The 16953-nt window shown below is 72.9% G+C and carries 12 protein-coding genes and 1 pseudogene; 5 read left to right on the top strand and 8 right to left on the bottom strand.

The window, feature by feature from the left end; translation table 11 throughout:
- The first annotated feature begins 107 nt into the window (after nt 1–107).
- From OG870_RS16760 to OG870_RS16740, 5 genes and pseudogenes are all read left to right on the top strand, one after another.
- Nucleotides 108–2891, top strand: a complete 2784-nt coding sequence (locus tag OG870_RS16760) for an alpha/beta fold hydrolase (RefSeq protein ID WP_266584419.1) — start codon at nt 108–110, stop codon at nt 2889–2891.
- Nucleotides 2888–3751 (top strand): ABC transporter permease, encoded by an 864-nt coding sequence (locus OG870_RS16755; RefSeq protein WP_266840301.1) that lies wholly within the window; start codon nt 2888–2890, stop codon nt 3749–3751. The genes OG870_RS16760 and OG870_RS16755 overlap by 4 nt, the downstream gene beginning before the upstream one ends.
- A 147-nt stretch (nt 3752–3898) precedes the next feature.
- Nucleotides 3899–5458, top strand: a complete 1560-nt coding sequence (locus tag OG870_RS16750) for a vWA domain-containing protein (protein WP_266840303.1) — start codon at nt 3899–3901, stop codon at nt 5456–5458.
- 95 nt (nt 5459–5553) lie between these two features.
- A pseudogene (locus OG870_RS16745) lies at nt 5554–5898 on the top strand (long-chain fatty acid--CoA ligase); the annotation flags it as partial.
- A 46-nt stretch (nt 5899–5944) separates the two neighbouring features.
- Nucleotides 5945–7246, top strand: a complete 1302-nt coding sequence (locus OG870_RS16740; protein ID WP_266840305.1) for a glycoside hydrolase family 26 protein — start codon at nt 5945–5947, stop codon at nt 7244–7246.
- 16 nt (nt 7247–7262) lie between these two features.
- Here OG870_RS16740 and OG870_RS16735 read toward each other — a convergent pair whose 3' ends face one another.
- The 8 genes from OG870_RS16735 to OG870_RS16700 are packed head-to-tail and all read right to left on the bottom strand — an operon-like array spanning nt 7263 to nt 16600.
- On the bottom strand, nt 7263–8372 hold the full coding sequence (locus tag OG870_RS16735; RefSeq protein ID WP_266840307.1) for a GNAT family N-acetyltransferase: 1110 nt from the start codon (nt 8370–8372) through the stop codon (nt 7263–7265).
- A complete protein-coding gene (locus OG870_RS16730) occupies nt 8369–9043 on the bottom strand; it encodes a lipopolysaccharide biosynthesis protein (RefSeq protein WP_266514766.1) in 675 nt (224 codons plus the stop codon). The genes OG870_RS16735 and OG870_RS16730 overlap by 4 nt, the downstream gene beginning before the upstream one ends.
- A complete protein-coding gene (locus OG870_RS16725) occupies nt 9040–10182 on the bottom strand; it encodes a glycosyltransferase (RefSeq protein ID WP_266840308.1) in 1143 nt (380 codons plus the stop codon). The genes OG870_RS16730 and OG870_RS16725 overlap by 4 nt, the downstream gene beginning before the upstream one ends.
- Nucleotides 10179–10970: a polysaccharide deacetylase family protein gene (locus OG870_RS16720; protein WP_266584425.1), complete on the bottom strand. Its 792-nt coding sequence runs from the start codon at nt 10968–10970 to the stop codon at nt 10179–10181. Before OG870_RS16720 ends, OG870_RS16725 begins: the two co-directional genes overlap by 4 nt.
- Entirely contained in the window at nt 10960–12645 is a 1686-nt protein-coding gene (gene murJ, locus OG870_RS16715; RefSeq protein WP_266588415.1) for a murein biosynthesis integral membrane protein MurJ, read from the bottom strand. Before murJ ends, OG870_RS16720 begins: the two co-directional genes overlap by 11 nt.
- Nucleotides 12642–13979 carry an O-antigen ligase family protein gene (locus OG870_RS16710; protein ID WP_266584427.1) on the bottom strand — a complete coding sequence of 446 codons (1338 nt, stop codon included), beginning with the start codon at nt 13977–13979 and terminating at the stop codon, nt 12642–12644. Before OG870_RS16710 ends, murJ begins: the two co-directional genes overlap by 4 nt.
- Nucleotides 13980–13985: 6 nt before the next feature.
- Nucleotides 13986–15449, bottom strand: coding sequence for an exopolysaccharide biosynthesis polyprenyl glycosylphosphotransferase (locus OG870_RS16705; protein WP_266584429.1), 1464 nt, complete (start codon nt 15447–15449; stop codon nt 13986–13988).
- The gene (locus OG870_RS16700; protein WP_327666926.1) at nt 15446–16600 is read right to left on the bottom strand and encodes a glycosyltransferase family 4 protein; all 1155 of its coding nucleotides are present in this window, start codon (nt 16598–16600) and stop codon (nt 15446–15448) included. The genes OG870_RS16705 and OG870_RS16700 overlap by 4 nt, the downstream gene beginning before the upstream one ends.
- Between the last annotated feature and the right edge of the window lie 353 nt (nt 16601–16953).

The following is a 16953-nucleotide window of genomic DNA, read 5'->3' as shown; positions in this document are numbered from 1 at the left end:
GTACAGCAACCGCGGTACACGCTGATCGCCCGGTACTCCCGCGGGAGGGCGCCCCCCTCACCCCCGAGGCTGCTCCAACTGTCAGAGACGCCCCGTACCGTTGAGGCATGGATCTTCGAATGCCCCGCCTGCGAGGGCTGCTTCGGAGGCCCCGGCGCCTGCTGGCCGCCGGGGCCGCCGTCGTCGTGCTCGCCGGTGCCGGGACATGGACGGCCGCCGCCTCCGACGACGCACCCGCGGTGCACCGGACCAACCGGGTCATGGCCGTGGACGGCGTCCGTATCGACACCTCGTTCTTCACGTCCGGCTCAAGCGCCGCACGCCGCCCCGCCGTCCTGCTTGCCCACGGCTTCGGCGGGAACAAGGACGACGTACGGCAGCAGGCGCAGGACCTGGCCAGGGACGGCTACGCGGTCCTGACCTGGTCGGCACGCGGATTCGGCAGGTCCACCGGCAAGATCGGACTGAACGACCCCAAGGGCGAGGTCGCCGACGTCTCCCAGCTGATCGACTGGCTGGCGAAGCAGCCCCAGGTCCGGCTCGACAAGCCCGGCGACCCGCGCGTGGGCGTCGCGGGCGCCTCGTACGGCGGCGCGATCTCGCTGCTCGCGGCGGGATACGACCACCGCGTGGACGCCATCGCCCCGGCGATCACGTACTGGAACCTGGCGGACGCCCTCTTCCCGAACGACGTCTTCAAGAAGCTGTGGGCGGGCATCTTCGTCAACTCCGGCGGCGGATGCGACAGCTTCCAGACCGAGCTGTGCCGGATGTACCAGCGGGTCGCGGAGTCGGGCAGGCCGGACGCGCAGGCGCGTGAGCTGCTGTCCGCCCGCTCCCCGTCCGCCGTCGCCGACCGCATCAAGGTGCCCACCCTCCTGCTGCAGGGCCAGACGGACTCCCTCTTCCCGCTCGGCCAGGCGGACGCGGCGGCGAAAGCCATCCGGGCGAACGGAGCCCCCGTGGACGTCGACTGGATCGCCGGGGGGCACGACGGCGGCGACATGGAGACGAGCCGCGTACAGACACGCGTGCGTGCCTGGTTCGACCGCTACCTCAAGGACGAGAAGACCACGGACACGGGCCCGGCCTTCCGCGTCAGCCGCACCGGAGGAGTCGACTCCACGACCGGCTCGGCCCTGCTGCGAGGAGCGAGCGACGACACCTACCCGGGCCTGGAGAGCGGGCAGCGCTCCGTGCCGCTGAGGGGCACGCGGCAGACCTTCGACAACCCGGCGGGCGCCACCCCGCCCGCCGTCTCCGCCCTGCCCGGCCTCGGCGGCTCCGGCGGACTCGCCCAGCTGTCCTCGCTCGGCGTCGGGGTGTCGCTGGACTTCCCCGGCCAGTACGCGCGGTTCGAGTCGGCGCCGATGTCCGGCCATGTGCGGATCACCGGATCGCCGACGGTCACCGTCCACGTCAAGTCCACGAGCGACGACGCCGTGCTGTTCGGGAAGGTGTACGACGTCTCTCCCGGCGGCGGGACGCCCGTGCTGCCCTCGCAGCTGGTGACGCCCGTCCGCGTCGAGGGCGCGAAGGCGGGCAAGGACGTGACGATCACGCTGCCGGCCGTCGACCACGAGGTCGAGCCGGGGCACCGCCTGCGCCTGGTCCTCGCCTCCACCGACCTGGGCTACGCCTCCCCGGCCACCCCGGCGACGTACACCGTCTCCCTCAAGGGCGACCTGAAGGTGCCGACGGCACCCGGCGTGACCACCGCTGCCGCCCCGCTGCCGTCCTGGGTGTGGTGGCTCCCGCTGGCCGGAGCGGTGATCGCCCTGGCCCTGCTGCTGAGCGGCCGCCGTCGCACGACCGCTGTGCCACCGGACCCGGCGCTCACCGAAGTCCCCCTCCAGATCACGGACCTGAGCAAGCGGTACGCCAGGTCGACGGACCGTTACGCGGTACGGGACCTGTCCTTCCGCGTGGCCAAGGGCCAGGTCCTGGGCCTCCTCGGACCGAACGGCGCGGGCAAGACCACCACCCTGCGCATGCTGATGGGCCTGATCAAGCCGGACGAAGGCGAGATCCGCGTCTTCGGGCACGCCATCCGCCCCGGCGCCCCGGTGCTGTCCCGGGTCGGCGCGTTCGTGGAGGGCGCGGGCTTCCTCCCGCACCTCTCGGGCCGCGACAACCTGGAGCTGTACTGGCAGGCGACGGGCCGCCCGCCCGAGGACGCGCACCTGGAGGAGGCCCTGGAGATCGCGGGCCTCGGCGACGCACTCGCCCGGGCCGTGCGCACCTACTCCCAGGGCATGCGCCAGCGCCTCGCCATCGCCCAGGCCATGCTCGGCCTCCCGGACCTGCTCATCCTCGACGAACCGACCAACGGCCTCGACCCGCCGCAGATCCGCGAGATGCGCGAGGTGCTGATCCGGTACGCGGCGGCCGGCCGCACGGTGATCGTCTCCAGCCACCTCCTGGCGGAGGTCGAGCAGTCCTGCACCCACCTGGTCGTCATGGACCGCGGCCGCCTCGTCCAGGCGGGCCCGGTCGCCGAGATCATCGGCTCCGGTGACACCTTGCTCGTCGGCCTGGCCGCCAACATCCCGGACCCGATGGTGGAGAAGGTGGCGTCCCTACCGGGCGTCGAGTCGGCGACCCGAACCGACGGCGGCTTGCTGGTCCGGCTGGCACCAACGTCCCTCAGGGGCGCGGGGCTGCCTCCATCGGCGGCTCCGCCGCGGGGCGCGACCAGCCACGACGCTGCCGCGGACGAAATGCTGCAAACCGTGGCACTCCCCGCCGAACCCCCCGCGGCCGCCCGCACGGGCAGCGCCGCCGCCCACCTCCTGGTCGAGCTGGTGCGCCTCGAAGTCCCGGTCGCCTCGCTCGGCCCCCACCGCCGCCTGGAAGACGCCTTCCTCACCCTGATCGGAGGTTCCGCATGAGCACGCTCGTCGAGCGCACCGAGACCGCCTCCGGGTACAAGGCGGGCCACACCCTGCCCCTGCGGGTGGAACTGGCCCGGCAGGTGAAGCGGCGCCGCACGCTGGTCATGGGCGGCATTCTCGCCGCCCTGCCGTTCGTGCTGCTCATCGCGTTCGCGATCGGCGGCACTCCGGACGGCCGCAACAACACGGTGACGTTGATGGACACGGCCACCGCCTCCGGGGCGAACTTCGCCGCCGTCAACCTCTTCGTCTCCGCGGGCTTCCTGCTCGTCATCCCGGTCGCCCTGTTCTGCGGGGACACGGTCGCCTCGGAGGCCGGCTGGTCCTCCCTGCGCTATCTGCTGGCCGCACCCGTGCCGCGGGCGCGCCTGCTGTGGTCCAAGCTCGTCGTCGGACTGGGAATGAGCCTGGCCGCGATGATCCTGCTGCCGGTGGTGGCGCTCGCCGTCGGCACGGCGGCGTACGGCTGGGGGCCGCTGCAGATCCCCACCGGCGGGTCGCTGGACTCGGGGACGGCGGCCCAGCGCCTGCTGGTGGTCGTGGCGTTCATCTTCGTGTCCCAACTGGTCACCGCGGGCCTGGCGTTCTGGCTGTCGACGAAGACCGACGCACCCCTGGGCGCGGTCGGCGGCGCGGTCGGCCTCACCATCGTCGGCAATGTCCTGGACGCCGTGACCGCCCTCGGCCACTGGCGCGACTTCCTTCCCGCGCACTGGCAGTTCGCCTGGGCTGACGCCGTCCAGCCGAACCTCGAATGGTCCGGCATGATCCAGGGCACGGCGATTTCCATAACGTACGCGCTCGTGCTGTTCGCCCTGGCCTTCCGCGGTTTCGCCCGCAAGGACGTGGTGTCCTAGGTCAACGGAGGATCACCTACCGGTCTCGACCGGCCATGATCGTGGCCGTCTTGAGACTCATCCGCAACACCCCGTGCCGCACGTTCCGGCCCCCCGCGCCGTCACAGTCACAGACGTCGACGTCAACGCACCGAGGGGGCACGGAAGATGGAGCGGTACCGAACACCACGGCCGGGCACATCGCAGCGCCGCACACGACGGCTGCGCGCCGGCCTTCTCGCCCTCACGGCGGCGAGCGGCCTGCTGCTCACGGCCTGCAGCGCGGGCGGCGGCTCCGACAACAGCAGCAGCAAGGCCTCGGACGGCCGGGACAGGACCGGCTTCCCGGCGCCGGCCGCCCCGACGGCCGGTGAGAACAAGGGTGACGAGTCGTTCGAGAGCCCGTCCCCCGACTACCTCTCCACCTTCGCCCTCGACGTGGACACGGCCTCGTACGGCTACGCCCGCCGCACTCTCGCCGAGGGACGGCGCCCCGACCCCTCGACCATCCGCCCCGAGGAGTTCGTCAACAGCTTCCGCCAGGACTACGAACGCCCCGACGGCAACGGCTTCACGGTCACCGTCGACGGCGCCCGCACCGACCGGAAGAACTGGTCGCTGGTCCGCGTCGGCCTGGCCACCCGCCCCGCCCACCAGTCCGGCGAACGCCCGCCGGCCGCGCTCACCTTCGTCATCGACATCTCCGGCTCGATGTCCGAGCCCGGCCGTCTCGACCTCGCCCAGCAGTCCCTCGACACGATGACGGACCGGCTCCGCGAGGACGACTCGGTCGCCATCGTCACCTTCAGCGACAAGGCCGAGACGGTCCTGCCGATGACCCGCCTCGGCAGCCACCGGGCCAAGATCCATGACGCGATCGACAGCCTGGAGCCGACCTACTCCACCAACCTCGGCGCGGGTGTCGAGACCGGCTACGCCACCGCCGTCGAGGGCCGCCGCGAGAACGCCACCAACCGTGTCGTCCTCATCTCGGACGCCCTCGCCAACGACGGCGACACCGACCCCGACTCCATCCTCGACCGCATCTCCACGGCCCGCCGCGAGTACGGCATCACCCTCTTCGGCGTCGGCGTCGGCAGTGACTACGGCGACGCACTCATGGAACGCCTCGCCGACAAGGGCGACGGCCACACCGTGTACGTGTCGCGGGAGGACGACGCCCGCAAGGTCTTCTGCGACCAGCTCCCGCAGAACATCGACCTGACCGCCCGTGACGCCAAGGCCCAGGTCGCCTTCGATCCCGGGACGGTCGCCGAGTTCCGCCTCGTCGGCTACGACGACCGCCGGGTCGCCGACGACGACTTCCGCAACGACCGCGTCGACGGCGGCGAGGTCGGCCCCGGCCACACCGTCACCGCCCTGTACGCCGTGCGCACCAAGCCCGGCGCCGACGGCCACCTCGCCACGGCGACCGTCCGCTGGCTCGACCCCGACACCCGCGACCCGCACGAGCAGTCGGGCGAACTGGAGACCGGAGCCCTCCACGACTCCCTCTGGGACGCGAGCCCCCGCTTCCAGGTCACGGCCGTGGCCGCCTACTTCGCCGACTCCCTGCGCCAGGGCGACCACCGCTGGAGCAGCCTCCCCGGCGACCCGGGCCTCGGTGAACTCGGCGACCGCGCCCACGAGTTGGCGAGGAAGACCGAGGACAAGGACGTACGGCAGCTCGCCGCCGCGATCGAACAGGCCGACCGCGGCCAAGACTAGAAACCGCGGCCAGGACTAGAAACCGGGGCCAGGACTAGAACACCAGTCCCGACATCGCCGGCCCCATTGACCTTTCCTTACCTGTGAGTAAGTTCGTCGGCGGCAACCGCCCCTTCGTCGGCGCCCTGATCACCCTCGAACCGGAGGCCGTCGCCCACTGGCTGACGGTCCGCGGGCTGCCGGCCGACACTCCCATGTCAGAGGTCGTACGGGACCCCCGGATGTGCGAAGACGTCCAGCGGGCCGTGGACCACGCCGACGAGGCCGTCTCCCGGGCCGAGTCGATCCGCGCCTTCAAGGCCGAGAAGGTGCCAGAGGACAACGGACTGCTCACTCCGTCGTTGAAAATCAAGCGGCACGCGGTGACGACGGCGTACTCGAAGGAGATAGAGGCGCTGTACGACGGCGAGCTGCCTGTCCGGAATGTTAGATTTGAGTGATATATGACTATATGTCACTTAGTGGAGCTGCGGCGAAGGAGGACGAGTGGCCCCTCATCGCCGCCGTTCCGCCCTCGTGCGACTGGCGCTCGTGACTGCGGGACTCCTCTCGGCGGCCCTGCTCGCCTGTGCGCCGACCCCCTCCCCGGTCGACGACGCACGGCATCCCGACCCGCCGCGCCCCCCGCTCGTGGTGCCCACCGCACCCGGCCCCACCCCCTCGCCCCCGGAGGGCGGGCCCCCCGCGGGAGCGGACGGACAGCGGGACGCCTTCGGTGCCTTCCTCGACTCCGAACCCGAAGGCCTCGCGCTCCTGAAGAGGTTCAGCGGCTGGCTGGACGGCACCGAACTGCGCGTCGGGCACACGTATCTGCCGGGGGACGTGTGGAGCAACATCGAGGGCGGGAACGGCTTCCTCGACAGCTGGGCCGAGTGGCGGCGGGCCGAGAAGGACCGGATGTTCGTGCTCAACGTCCCGCTGATGGAGCACAACGAGGCGGAGGTCTCCGACACGGCCGTCAGAAGGCTCCTGCGGCACGCCGCGGCAGGCGCGTTCGACGAGCACTTCCGGGTGCTGGCGCAGCGACTGGTCGACCTGGGCGCGACGGACACGGTCCTCGTGCTCGGCTGGGAGATGAACGGCAGCACGTACACCCACCGCTGCGCCCCCGACCCGGAGGACTGGAAGGAGTACTGGAGGCGCATCGTCACCGTCATGCGCTCGGTCCCCGGCCAGAAGTTCCAGTTCGACTTCGCCCCGAACAGGGGCGCGGACGCGATTCCGTGGCCGGAGTGCTATCCCGGCGACGACGTGGTCGACATCGTCGGCATGGACTCCTACGACCAGCCGCACGGAATGTCGTTCGACGGGGAGGTGTCCGAGCCCTACGGACTGCAGTTCCACGTCGACTTCGCGCAGGCCCACGGCAAGCCGATCTCGTATCCCGAGTGGGGTCTGTTCCGCAACGGCGACAACCCCACGTACATGCTGCGCATGCTCGCCTGGATGGAGGAGCACAAGCCGCTGTACAACACGATCACCGACTACTGCCCGCACGGGGTGTGGCAGTGCGCCACCAACCCCCGCTCCTCGGCCCTGTACCGCGAGGTGCTGTCCAGCGCCCCCGCGCCGCCGCCGACACCGGAACCGTCGATTCCGGTCCCGATGCCGATCCCGGCCGCGCCCACGCCGCCCGCCGTGCCGTTGCCGACACCGGTGCCGCCGCCCGTGCCACTGCCGCCGGCGCAACCGGCCACGCCCGCCCGGCCGCCCGAGTGCACGCCGGCCGGCGCGGCGAACGGGGCGGCGCAACCGGCGGAGGGTCGACGCGCCGGCTGCGCGCACTGAGGGGACCGCCGGACCGCTACCCGTGGTCCTGTGCCGCGGCCTTCCTGCGCAGGACCTTCTTGGCCCCGTGCCGGGCCCCGGAGTGGCAGGCGCTGGCCGCAAGGAGCGGCACCGTGCGTCGACCGGCCAGCAGGAAACGCTGGTTGTGGACCGTCTCGGGGCACCAGCGGTACTTGTACGGCTCGTCGCCGCGCAGCAGGCTCAGGATCCCGCCCTCACGACCGGACGCGACCTCGCTGGACGCCCGCAGCAGCATCGTCGCCACGTCCAGCTTGCTCTCCCGCAGCCGCGGGTGGAAGCCGTACAGGTACTCGCCCGTCAGCCCTCCCGACAGCAGCAGCAGATTGACCGCGACCACCGTGCCCTCGTACAGGAACTCCGTCACCGCGGCCTGTCCGGAGCGGGCCATCGGGCCCACCGACCGGACCAGGTGCTCCAGAAACCGCGGCCGGATGTGTTCGGGCGTCACCTTCTTGTCCTGCCACTGCAGTTGGTGCAGCTCAAGCATCCGACGCAGCGCCGTCTCGGTCTCGTCGTGGTTCACGACACGCCACTCGACACCGAGTCGGCCCAGCCTGTTGACCTTGTTGCGCACCCGCTGGGCGCGCGCCGTCGGCAGCCGTTTGACCAGCTCGGTCATGGGCAGCGCGGGCAGCTCCAGGCAGGTCGAGTCGCGCAGCCGGCAGCGCGGGCCCTGCCAGTGCCGGTAGATCTGTTCCACGGCGCTGCCCGGCCGGACGTCCCGGAAGTCGATCAGAGCGGTACGGGCCGCGTCGTACAGCGCGTCCGCCAGGACCAGGCTGCCCTCCTCGGTCACCTCCGCGTCGAGGAGCACGTCACGGAAGTCGGAGATGGCGCCGCCGATCGGCACCAGCTTGGGCAGTGGGCGCCGCACGCGCATCAGCGGTGCGGCGCCCACCAGTTCACCGCCCCGGCGCACCAGGAAGAGCCGCAGCCCGTCGGGCGTGCCGTACGACAGCCACCACGAGTGCAGCCAGGCATGGGTCTGGAACGGTGTCGCCGACGGGCAGGACGCGTGCAGCCGTCCCCACTCCTCGGCCAGCGCGGCGAAGGTCCGCTCGTCGGTGCACAGCTCCACCGCCAGGGCACGGCCGGGCGCGGTCATCCGAGCGCCCCGTGGGCGTCGACGGCGTGGGTCGGGGCGGGCACCGTCGCCTGGCCGGGCCCGTCGTCGTCCTGCCTCGCCCGCCGCGGACGTGCCAGCAGCGCGAGGCCGCCCAGCAGCCCGCCGGCACTCGCGCCCACGAGCGAGGTCAGCTTCCACGACGGGGACGACGGCTCGGTGGGCCGCAGAGCCCGGGACAGACGCTCCAGCCGGATGCCCGTGCCGGCCTTGGTGTGATCCGCCTGGGTGACCAGCGCGCCGGACACGGCGTTGGCGATCTCGACGGCCTGGGCAGGGTTCGACGAGGTCGCCGAGACCGCGACCATCGGCGCGTCCGGCGAGGTCGCGACCTGCACGCTGTCACGCAGCTGCGCGACCGGCACACCCGCCGTCACCTGCGCGTCCCCGAGCACCGCGAGCTGCGGGGCCACCCTCCCGTACGCCTGCGCGAAGCCGAGCGCGTCGGCGCAGTCGACGTCGGACCGGCCGGCCGCCACGGCGACGACGGAGCTGGTCGCCGTGTACTGCGGCGGCTTCGCCACTCCGTACGCGCCGCCGGCCACGGCACCGAGCAGCGCGCCGGCCGGCAGCAGCCACCAGGAGGGCAGCCGCCTCGCGCGTGGGCGCGAACGGCCTGACTGCCGGTCACGCCGAGTGGGGGTGTCGGTCATGGAGAACTCACTTCCAGGGTCGAGCCGGTCACAGCGGCCGTGTACACATCCATCAACTGCCGGGCGCTGCACGCGATGTCGTAGCGGCGCACGGCTTCCGGGGCGGTCCGCTCACCCGGTCCCACCGCCCGCAGCCGCAGCAGCTCCCGTACGTACGCCCCGGCGCCGCCGGTGACACGCAGGGCGCCGGGTGCCGCGTCCGGCGGCAGGTCCTCGACGGCGGGGCAGCTCGCGTACAGCACGGGCAGCCCGGCCGCCAGCGCCTCCACCACGGCCAGCCCGAAGGCCTCCTCCGCCGACGGTGAGACGAGCACGTCCATCGCGGACAGCAGGTCGACCAGGCCGGGTGCGGCGTCGACGGCCTCCGGGAGATACGGCCGCTCGCCCGTCAGCACCACCCGGTCCGCGATCCCCAGCCCGCGGGCGGTCTGCCGCAGCGCCGCCTCCTCGGGCCCGCCACCGACCAGCAGCAGCCGTACGTCGCCGGGCAGCCGGGACAGCGCGCGCAGCAGCAGGTCGAACCGCTTGCCCGGGGCGAGACGGCCCACCCCGCCGACGACGTACGCGTCCTCCGGCAGCCCGTAGTGGTTCCGGGCCTCCTTGCGGCCCACCTCGTCGAAGCGGAAACGGTGCGCGTCGATGCCGTTCGGGATGACGCGGATGCGTGGCCCGGGGACACCCCAGTGCCGCAGCCGCTCGGCCACCGCCGGTGAGACGGCGACGGTGGCGCGGCCGAGGCGCTCGCCGGCCAGGTACAGCGCGCGGACGCCCGCGGTCAGCGGCCGCCCCTCCAGCCGGGTCTCACCGATCGAGTGCTCGGTGGCCACGACCGCCCGCACGCCCGCGAGCCGCGCGGCGATCCGGCCGTAGAGACAGGCCCGGTACAGATGGGTGTGTACGACGTCGTAGCCGCCGGCGCGGATCAGCCCGGTCAGCCGGGGCAGCGCGCCCAGGTCGCGGTTGCCGCCCATCCCGAGGTGGGTGACCCGGACGCCGTCGGCGGTCAGGCCCGCGGCGACCGGGCCGGGGTTGGTCAGGGCCACCACGTCGCACTGCGCGGGAAGGTGACGCAGCAACAGGCGCAGCTGCTGTTCCGCTCCACCGACGCCGAGGCCGGTGATGACGTGCAGGGCCCTCACGCGGCCCCCACAGCGCGGCCGTAGACCCGGGCCAGACGTCTCTTCAGCTCGAAGCGGGGCGCGGTGTCGCTCTGCCCGACGTGGATGCGGGGCAGCGCGAAGTCGCCGCAGCCGGCCGGGCCGGGCCAGATCGAGCAGGCGTAGCGGTAACCGGCGGAGCGCACTGCGGCGGCGGCGCGCTCGTCGATGTACCCGTACGGGTAGCAGAAGCCCTCGATGTCGCCGCCGGTGATCCCGGCGAGACGGTGACGGCTGTCGTCGACCTCGGTGTGCAGCTCCTGGTCGGTGGCCTTGGTCAGATCGACATGGGTCAGTCCGTGCGAGGCGACCTCCATGCCCGCGGCCAGGACCCGGCGGATGCCGTCCACGTCGAGCAGCGGCTTGCGCGGCCCCTGCGGCTCCCAGCCGTTGTCGCCGCCGAGGCGCCCCGGCAGCACGAACACGGTCGAGGTGAATCCCCAGCGGTGCAGCACGGGCAGCGCGGTGCTCGCGAAGTCGGCGTACCCGTCGTCGAAGGTGAGCCCCACCAGGCCGCGCTCCGCGCCGCGGGCGCGGGCCGTGAGCAGCTCCCGCATGCTCACCCCGCGCAGGCCGCGCGCGGACATCCAGGCGAACTGCCGGTCGAGACGTGCGGGAGTGACGGTGACGTTGTAGGGGTCGTCAGGGCAGTCCGAGACGGAGTGGTACATGGCGACCCAGGCGGCCGGCCCCCGCGCCGCGAGTCTTCGCGCGGGCGGTCCGGGGACGGGTTCGGCCGTACGCGATGCAGCGGAGACGTCAGCGACCATGGCCCAGCTTTCGTGTGACGGAGTGGCGGAGGAACTGCACGGCGGGAAGCACGAGGGACCGGGCGTTCGCTGCGTCGAGGATCCAGGCCAGGAGCAGGAAGACGACGGTCACGCCGGTGCAGCAGGCGGCCACGGAGGCCGCGGGCGAGGCGAACAGCCCCGCACACAGGAGCCCGGCTGCGGTGGCGCACACGGCCGCGCACACCGGTCGGGCCAGTTCGGCGAGCACCCGGCGCACGCGCACGGGTACGCTGCCCGGCCCCAGGCCGTGCAGCAGGAGCAGAGCGGTGACGGTGATGCCGGCCGCGTTGGCGGCGGCGATGCCGCACGCCCCCCAGGGGCCGACGGCCAGGGCGCCGATGCTGACGGTGGCGAGAGCGCCCACGCCCATCGCCCCCAGCGGGAACCAGGTGGCACGGCCACCCGCGAAGTACGACCGTGCGAGCGCCCCGACCAGGGTCTGCCCGAGCAGTCCGGTCGCGTACACCCGCATCACGGCGGCGGTGGCGGCGGTGTCCTGCGCCGTGAACGCCCCGCGCTGGAAGAGGAGTTCGACGATCTGCGGCGCTCCGGCGACGACCACCGCGGCGCCGAGCAGCACGAGGCCGGCCATCAGCGCCACGTCCCGCTCGACCCGGTCCCTGGCTCGCCGGGTGTCGCCCTCGGCGACGGCCTGCGCCACCACCGGGAAGGTGACGACGCACACCATCGTGGACAGCGACATCGGCAACTGGGCGATCTTCTGCGCGTAGTTGAGGTGCGAGATGGCGCCGGCGGGCAGCGTGGAGGCGAGGTAGCGCTCGATGAGGACCTGCGACTGCCGGCACAGGGCGAACAGCAGGACCGCGCAGACGAGGGCGGGCGCAAGGGGGCGGCCGCCGTCCCCGTCGTAGGCGAAGGCGTTGCGGCCGGGCCGCCTGGCGATGCGCCGGCCCAGGGACGGAGCCTGTACGGCGACCATGAGGCACCCGCCGAGGGCGACCCCGAGCGCGGCCGAGCGCACGCCCCAGTGCTCACCCAGGACGAACATCGTGGCGATGATCGCGACGTTGTAGGCGATGTAGATCGCGCCGGGGGCGAGATAGGAGCGGTGGGCGCGCAGCGCCGCGCTGCAGTACCCGGCCAGCCCGAAACTCAGTACGCAGGTCGCGGTCAGCCGTGTGCAGGAGACGGCCAGGGACGGGTCGGACAGACCGGGCGCGAGGGCGGAGACCAGCAGCGGCGCCCCGGCCACCAGGACGGCGGCCGTGGCGGCGAAGGCGAGGCACAGCCGTGGCAACGAAGCGGCGACCAGGGCGCGCACCGGGTCGGGAGTGTCCTTCCCGAGCGCCCGCCGGGCCAGCGCCGCGCTGAACGCGGGCACGAGCACGAACGCCAGGCCGTCCTCGATCAGCAGGGTCGCCGCGAGTTCGGGCACGGTCCAGGCCACCAGGAACGCGTCGGTCTCCGCGCCGGCACCGAAGAGGTGGGCGAGTGCCTGGTCGCGTCCGAGGCCGAGGACCGCCCCGGCGATGGACAGGGCGGCGGAGAGCAGCGTCGCCCGGGCGATGAAGCGGCGCGAGGGTGAGCTGCCCGCCGGCCGGGTGGCCGGCCGCCCCGCACTCGCCGGGCGGGCGCGGTAGATGCCGGTCGCGTGGCGAGTGGCGCCCGCCGTCCTCGCGGGGCCGGGCCTCACCACGTGCCCGATTCGGCGCCCGGGCCGGTCGGCGCCCCGCCTGCCAGCGACCACCAGGCGACGAGGCCGAAGCAGACGGCCGTCAGCGTGGTGGAGGGTCCGCCGATGTCGGAGTACAGGAAGTTCACGAGCTGCCACAGCAGCAGACCGAGGGCCGCGAGCGCGCAGTCCCGGGCGCGTCCCGCCCGCCGCAGCCCGCGCAGCGCGCAGACCAGCAGCGCCAGCCAGCTGCCCGCCACCGTCAGCAGACCCAGCAGGCCCTGCTCGCTGAGGAGCAGCAGGTACATGTTGTGCGGGGAGAGCAGCGGCTGGCGCCGGTAGGCCTGGCCCGCTCCTCCGGTGTCGCTGCCCGACGACAGCGCGAGCGAGGCATGGGCGTCCCGGTAGGCGGGGAAGGCCTTCAGGCCGACGCCCGTCACCGGATGCTCGTGCCACATGTCGGTGGCCGCCGCCCACATCGTGTAGCGGTCGACGACCGACTGGTCCGGGGTGTCGGTGACCTGGGTGATGCTGGTCAGCCGCTCCTGCAGCGCCGCGGCGCCCACGCCGAGCCCGCCCACCAGCACCACCGCGGCCGCGACCGCCGCCGCGAACACCGTCACCGCCCGCCGTACCCCGGCCAGCAGCAGCTGCGTCCCGCAGGCCACGGCCGTGGCGATCCAGGCACCCCGGCTGAAGGACAGTGCGAGCGGCACGAGCAGCGCCAGCGCACAGCCGGCCGCCACGAGCCGCCGGCGCCGCGCACGCGTCCCGAGGGCGAGACCGGTCAGGGCCACCACTCCGCACGCGACGACGCTCGCCATCCCCATCACGTCGGACGGCCCGAACGTGCCCACCGCCCGGATGTCCGCCCCCTGGTACGAGGCCCCGGTTCCGGTGAGGAACTGGTGCACCCCGACGGCCCCCTGCCACAGCGCGAGGCCGGCCAGCGACCACAGCACAAGCCGGGCGTCGCGCCGGTCGCGCACCAGCAGCACCACCGCGAGCGGGAACAGCACGAACACCTGCAGGTAGCGGGCAAGGCCGGTGATCCCGTCGCCGGGCGTCACCGCCCCGGTCGCGGCGGCCGCGATGCCCACCACGGGCAGACCGAGCACGACCGCCGCCGACCGCGTCAGCGGGCGCCGCGCCTCTCGTACGGTGGTCACGGCGGCCCAGAGCACGACCAGCCCGCAGGCCAGGTCGGCGGGCGAGGCACCGCTGTCCGGCGCGCCCGGCAGCCCCAGCAGGGCGATCACCGCCACGACGGGCAGCACGGGAGCCGCCCGGCGCAGGGCCGACAGCGCCGCCGGCCGCGGTACGAGCGGTACGGAGGCCGCCGAGGGAGAGCTCACCCGCGCTCAGCTCCCCGTCGGGCGCACGAACAGCACCGCCGTACGCACCAGGATGCAGATGTCCTGCCACAGCGACCAGTTGTCGATGTAGGCGTTGTCGAAGCGGCACCGGTCCTCGATGGAGGTGTCGCCGCGCAGCCCGTGGACCTGGGCGAGCCCGGTGATCCCGGTAGGCATCCGGTGACGCTCCCGGTAGCCCGGATGGGTCTGGCTGAACACGGCCACGAAGTAGGGCCGTTCGGGTCGCGGACCGACCAGGCTCATGTCGCCGCGGCAGACGTTCCACAGCTGCGGCAGCTCGTCCAGCGAGGTGCGGCGCAGGAACTGGCAGAAGCGGCTCATCTCGTGCTCGTTCGCCACGCTCCAGCGGGTCGCCGCCTCGTGCGCGCTGGCGGGCCGGTGGGTGCGGAACTTCAGCAGGGTGAACGGCCGCCCGTCCTTGCCGATGCGCTCCTGCCGGAACATCACTCCGGGCCCTTCCACGACCCGCAGCACGACCGCGCACACCAGCAGCACCGGGCAGGCCAGCAGCAGCAGCGAGCCGGACAGCACCATGTCGAGCACCCGCTTGCCCGCGCTGACCCGCTGCCGTCCGCCGCCCGGAGACAGCAGTCGGCGCGGGTAGCCCGCCAGATGCCCGGTTCCTTCACGCAGCCCGCCGGAGCCGTACGACGGCGGGTCCGTGTCCAGCTCCCACACCAGGCAGCCGTACGCGGCGAGGTCCCGCAGCAGTGCGGCCTTCTCCACCCGAGTGGCGGCGCCCACCACCAGCACCGTCTCCACACCGTTCTGGATGACCGCCCGATGCGTCTCCTGATCCGTGGTGAGCACCGGACACCCGCGACCGTCACCGGAACCGGTGAGCACGTCCAGGGAGTCGCTGACCAGGCCCACCGGCCGCACACCGCAGCCGGGTTGGCGCAGCAGCGCGGCCGCGACCGGCCGGGCCGCCGTGACCGGCCCGACCACCAGCGCGGGACTGGGCCGACGCCGCCGCGCACGGTGTCCGTGCACCGCCGCGCGACCCGCGCAGCCCGCCGCACAGTGCACGGCGAACGCGGTGACCAGCACGGTCAGCGGCAGCGGTCGCAGCGGGGAGAGCGCCGCCACGGCCGCCCAGCCGACGGCGATCCGGCCGCAGACGGCGGGGAGTTCGTCCAGCGCGCCGCGCGTGACGGAGGCGTCGTACAGGCCCGCGCGCCGGTTCAGCAGCATCACACCGAGGGCCAGCACAACGACGACCAACGGGTAGGCGACGGCCCGGGGCACGACCAGGGCGCCCAGCACGGTGGCGCCGGCGTCGACGAGGGGCAAGGGCACCCGGGAGGCGCGCCGCGGAGGGCGGCCTCTCCGTCCGGCGGGCAGTCGGCGTCCGGCTGCGGGGCGGCGAGGGGCGAGAACGGAGACAGCGCGCCCTGCCGCCCGCGGCTGCTGCCCCGCGGGAGGGGGAACGGTACTTTCCGCAGTCATCTGGTGATGCACTTCCTGCTCTGGTTGAGTACGACGACCGGCGCGACAACGACGCCGAGCAATTCGCGGTAGACGTCGATCACGGCGTCCGCCGCGTGCCGCAGATCGTGAGCGGCGAGCACGTGCCTACGACCCTGTGCGCCCAGCGCCGCGCGCAGTTGCTCGTCCCGCAACAGCGCCGACAGCGCCCGGGCCAGCGCGTCGGAGTCCTCCGGCGGCACCAGGCAGTACGGCGGATGCTCCGGCGGCAGGCTCTCGCGCGCCCCGTCCACGTCGGTGACCACGACCGGCCGGGCGCATGCCATGGCCTCCAGCGGAGCGAGCGCCATGCCTTCCCAGCGAGACGGCAGGACCATGACGTCGGCGGCCCGGTACCAGGGGGCGGCGTCGGGCGCGGCGCCGGTGAACCGCACCGAATCGGGCGCGCCTGAGCGCAGCCGTTCCGCGTCCGGGCCGTCGCCGACCAGCGCCAACCGTGCGCCGGGCACCTGCCGTTCCACTTCGGGCCAGGCCCTGAGGAGCACGTCCTGCCCCTTCTGGCGGCACAGCCGGCCGACGCACACGACGAGGGGGCCCGTGCCGGACCCGTGGTCCTCCTCCGGCCCCTCCGGCCGGAACCTGAGCGTGTCGACGCCGTTGGGGACGACACGCCACAGGGCGTTGATTCCGCAGCGCTCCCCGGTACGCCGCTCCGCCTCGCTCACGCACACGATGCGCGTCGCCCACCGGGCCCCTAACCGCTCCCAGCCCAGTGCCAGGCGTGCGACGACACCGTCCGCGGCCTCGAACGACCAGGCGTGCGGCTGGAAGACGGTGGGGATACGGCCGCGTACCGCGAGCCGGGCCGCGAGTCCCGCCTTCGCACTGTGCGCGTGCACCAGGTGCGGCTGTACGTCGCGTGCGATCCGTGCCAACTGCCGTACCTCGCCGGGAAGCCGACGCCCCGGCGAGCGGGTCGCGTCCCAGCGCAGCACCGTGCAGCCCTGCGCGCGCAGCGCGTCCGACAGCATGCCGTCCTGCGGACAGGCGACGGTGACCCGCAGTCCCGCGGCGAGTTGGGCCGCCACCAGGTCCGTCACGACCCGCGCGACACCGCCCTCGACGGGCTGGGTGACATGCAAAATGTGCGGCACGCATGGGGAATTACGCATGAGCGACGCTGCCCTTCCGAACAAAAGAGTGCGAGCCGGGGGCCAGGACGTGCGGCTCGTGTTCTTGATATAAGATCCCGCACCCGTTCGAGGGCGTGAGGTCCGTTGTTCAAGCGGCATCGCTGGAATCACGAGGTGAGCCACTCTAGCTGCTCCGCCGTATTTATCTGCGGACCGGTGAACTGTGTCGGAATGGTGGCGTTTCCATGGGCTATTTGTCACCTTGAGTCACTCGTTTGGAGCATTGATCGACCCGGGTCCTTTCGTATGAGTTCCCCGAACTGGCGGCAACAGGGTTTCCAGGAGGTCGCCCTCTCGTTAGGCCGGGAGAAGTCAGGCTTACAAAAGAAAGG

This window comes from Streptomyces sp. NBC_00461 (genome assembly GCF_036013935.1).
Lineage (GTDB): Bacteria > Actinomycetota > Actinomycetes > Streptomycetales > Streptomycetaceae > Streptomyces.
The sequence above is the reverse complement of the archived record's forward strand: the minus strand, read 5'-3'. Positions and strand labels throughout refer to the sequence as shown.

What these genes read in the sequence shown, in the direction of transcription:
- OG870_RS16760 (WP_266584419.1), top strand. Translation starts at nt 108, where the DNA reads ATGGATCTTCGAATGCCCCGCCTGCGAGGGCTGCTTCGGAGGCCCCGG.
- OG870_RS16755 (WP_266840301.1), top strand. Translation starts at nt 2,888, where the DNA reads ATGAGCACGCTCGTCGAGCGCACCGAGACCGCCTCCGGGTACAAGGCG.
- OG870_RS16750 (WP_266840303.1), top strand. Translation starts at nt 3,899, where the DNA reads ATGGAGCGGTACCGAACACCACGGCCGGGCACATCGCAGCGCCGCACA.
- OG870_RS16735 (WP_266840307.1), bottom strand. Translation starts at nt 8,372, where the DNA reads ATGACCGCGCCCGGCCGTGCCCTGGCGGTGGAGCTGTGCACCGACGAG.
- OG870_RS16730 (WP_266514766.1), bottom strand. Translation starts at nt 9,043, where the DNA reads ATGACCGACACCCCCACTCGGCGTGACCGGCAGTCAGGCCGTTCGCGC.
- OG870_RS16720 (WP_266584425.1), bottom strand. Translation starts at nt 10,970, where the DNA reads ATGGTCGCTGACGTCTCCGCTGCATCGCGTACGGCCGAACCCGTCCCC.
- OG870_RS16705 (WP_266584429.1), bottom strand. Translation starts at nt 15,449, where the DNA reads ATGACTGCGGAAAGTACCGTTCCCCCTCCCGCGGGGCAGCAGCCGCGG.
- OG870_RS16700 (WP_327666926.1), bottom strand. Translation starts at nt 16,600, where the DNA reads ATGCGTAATTCCCCATGCGTGCCGCACATTTTGCATGTCACCCAGCCC.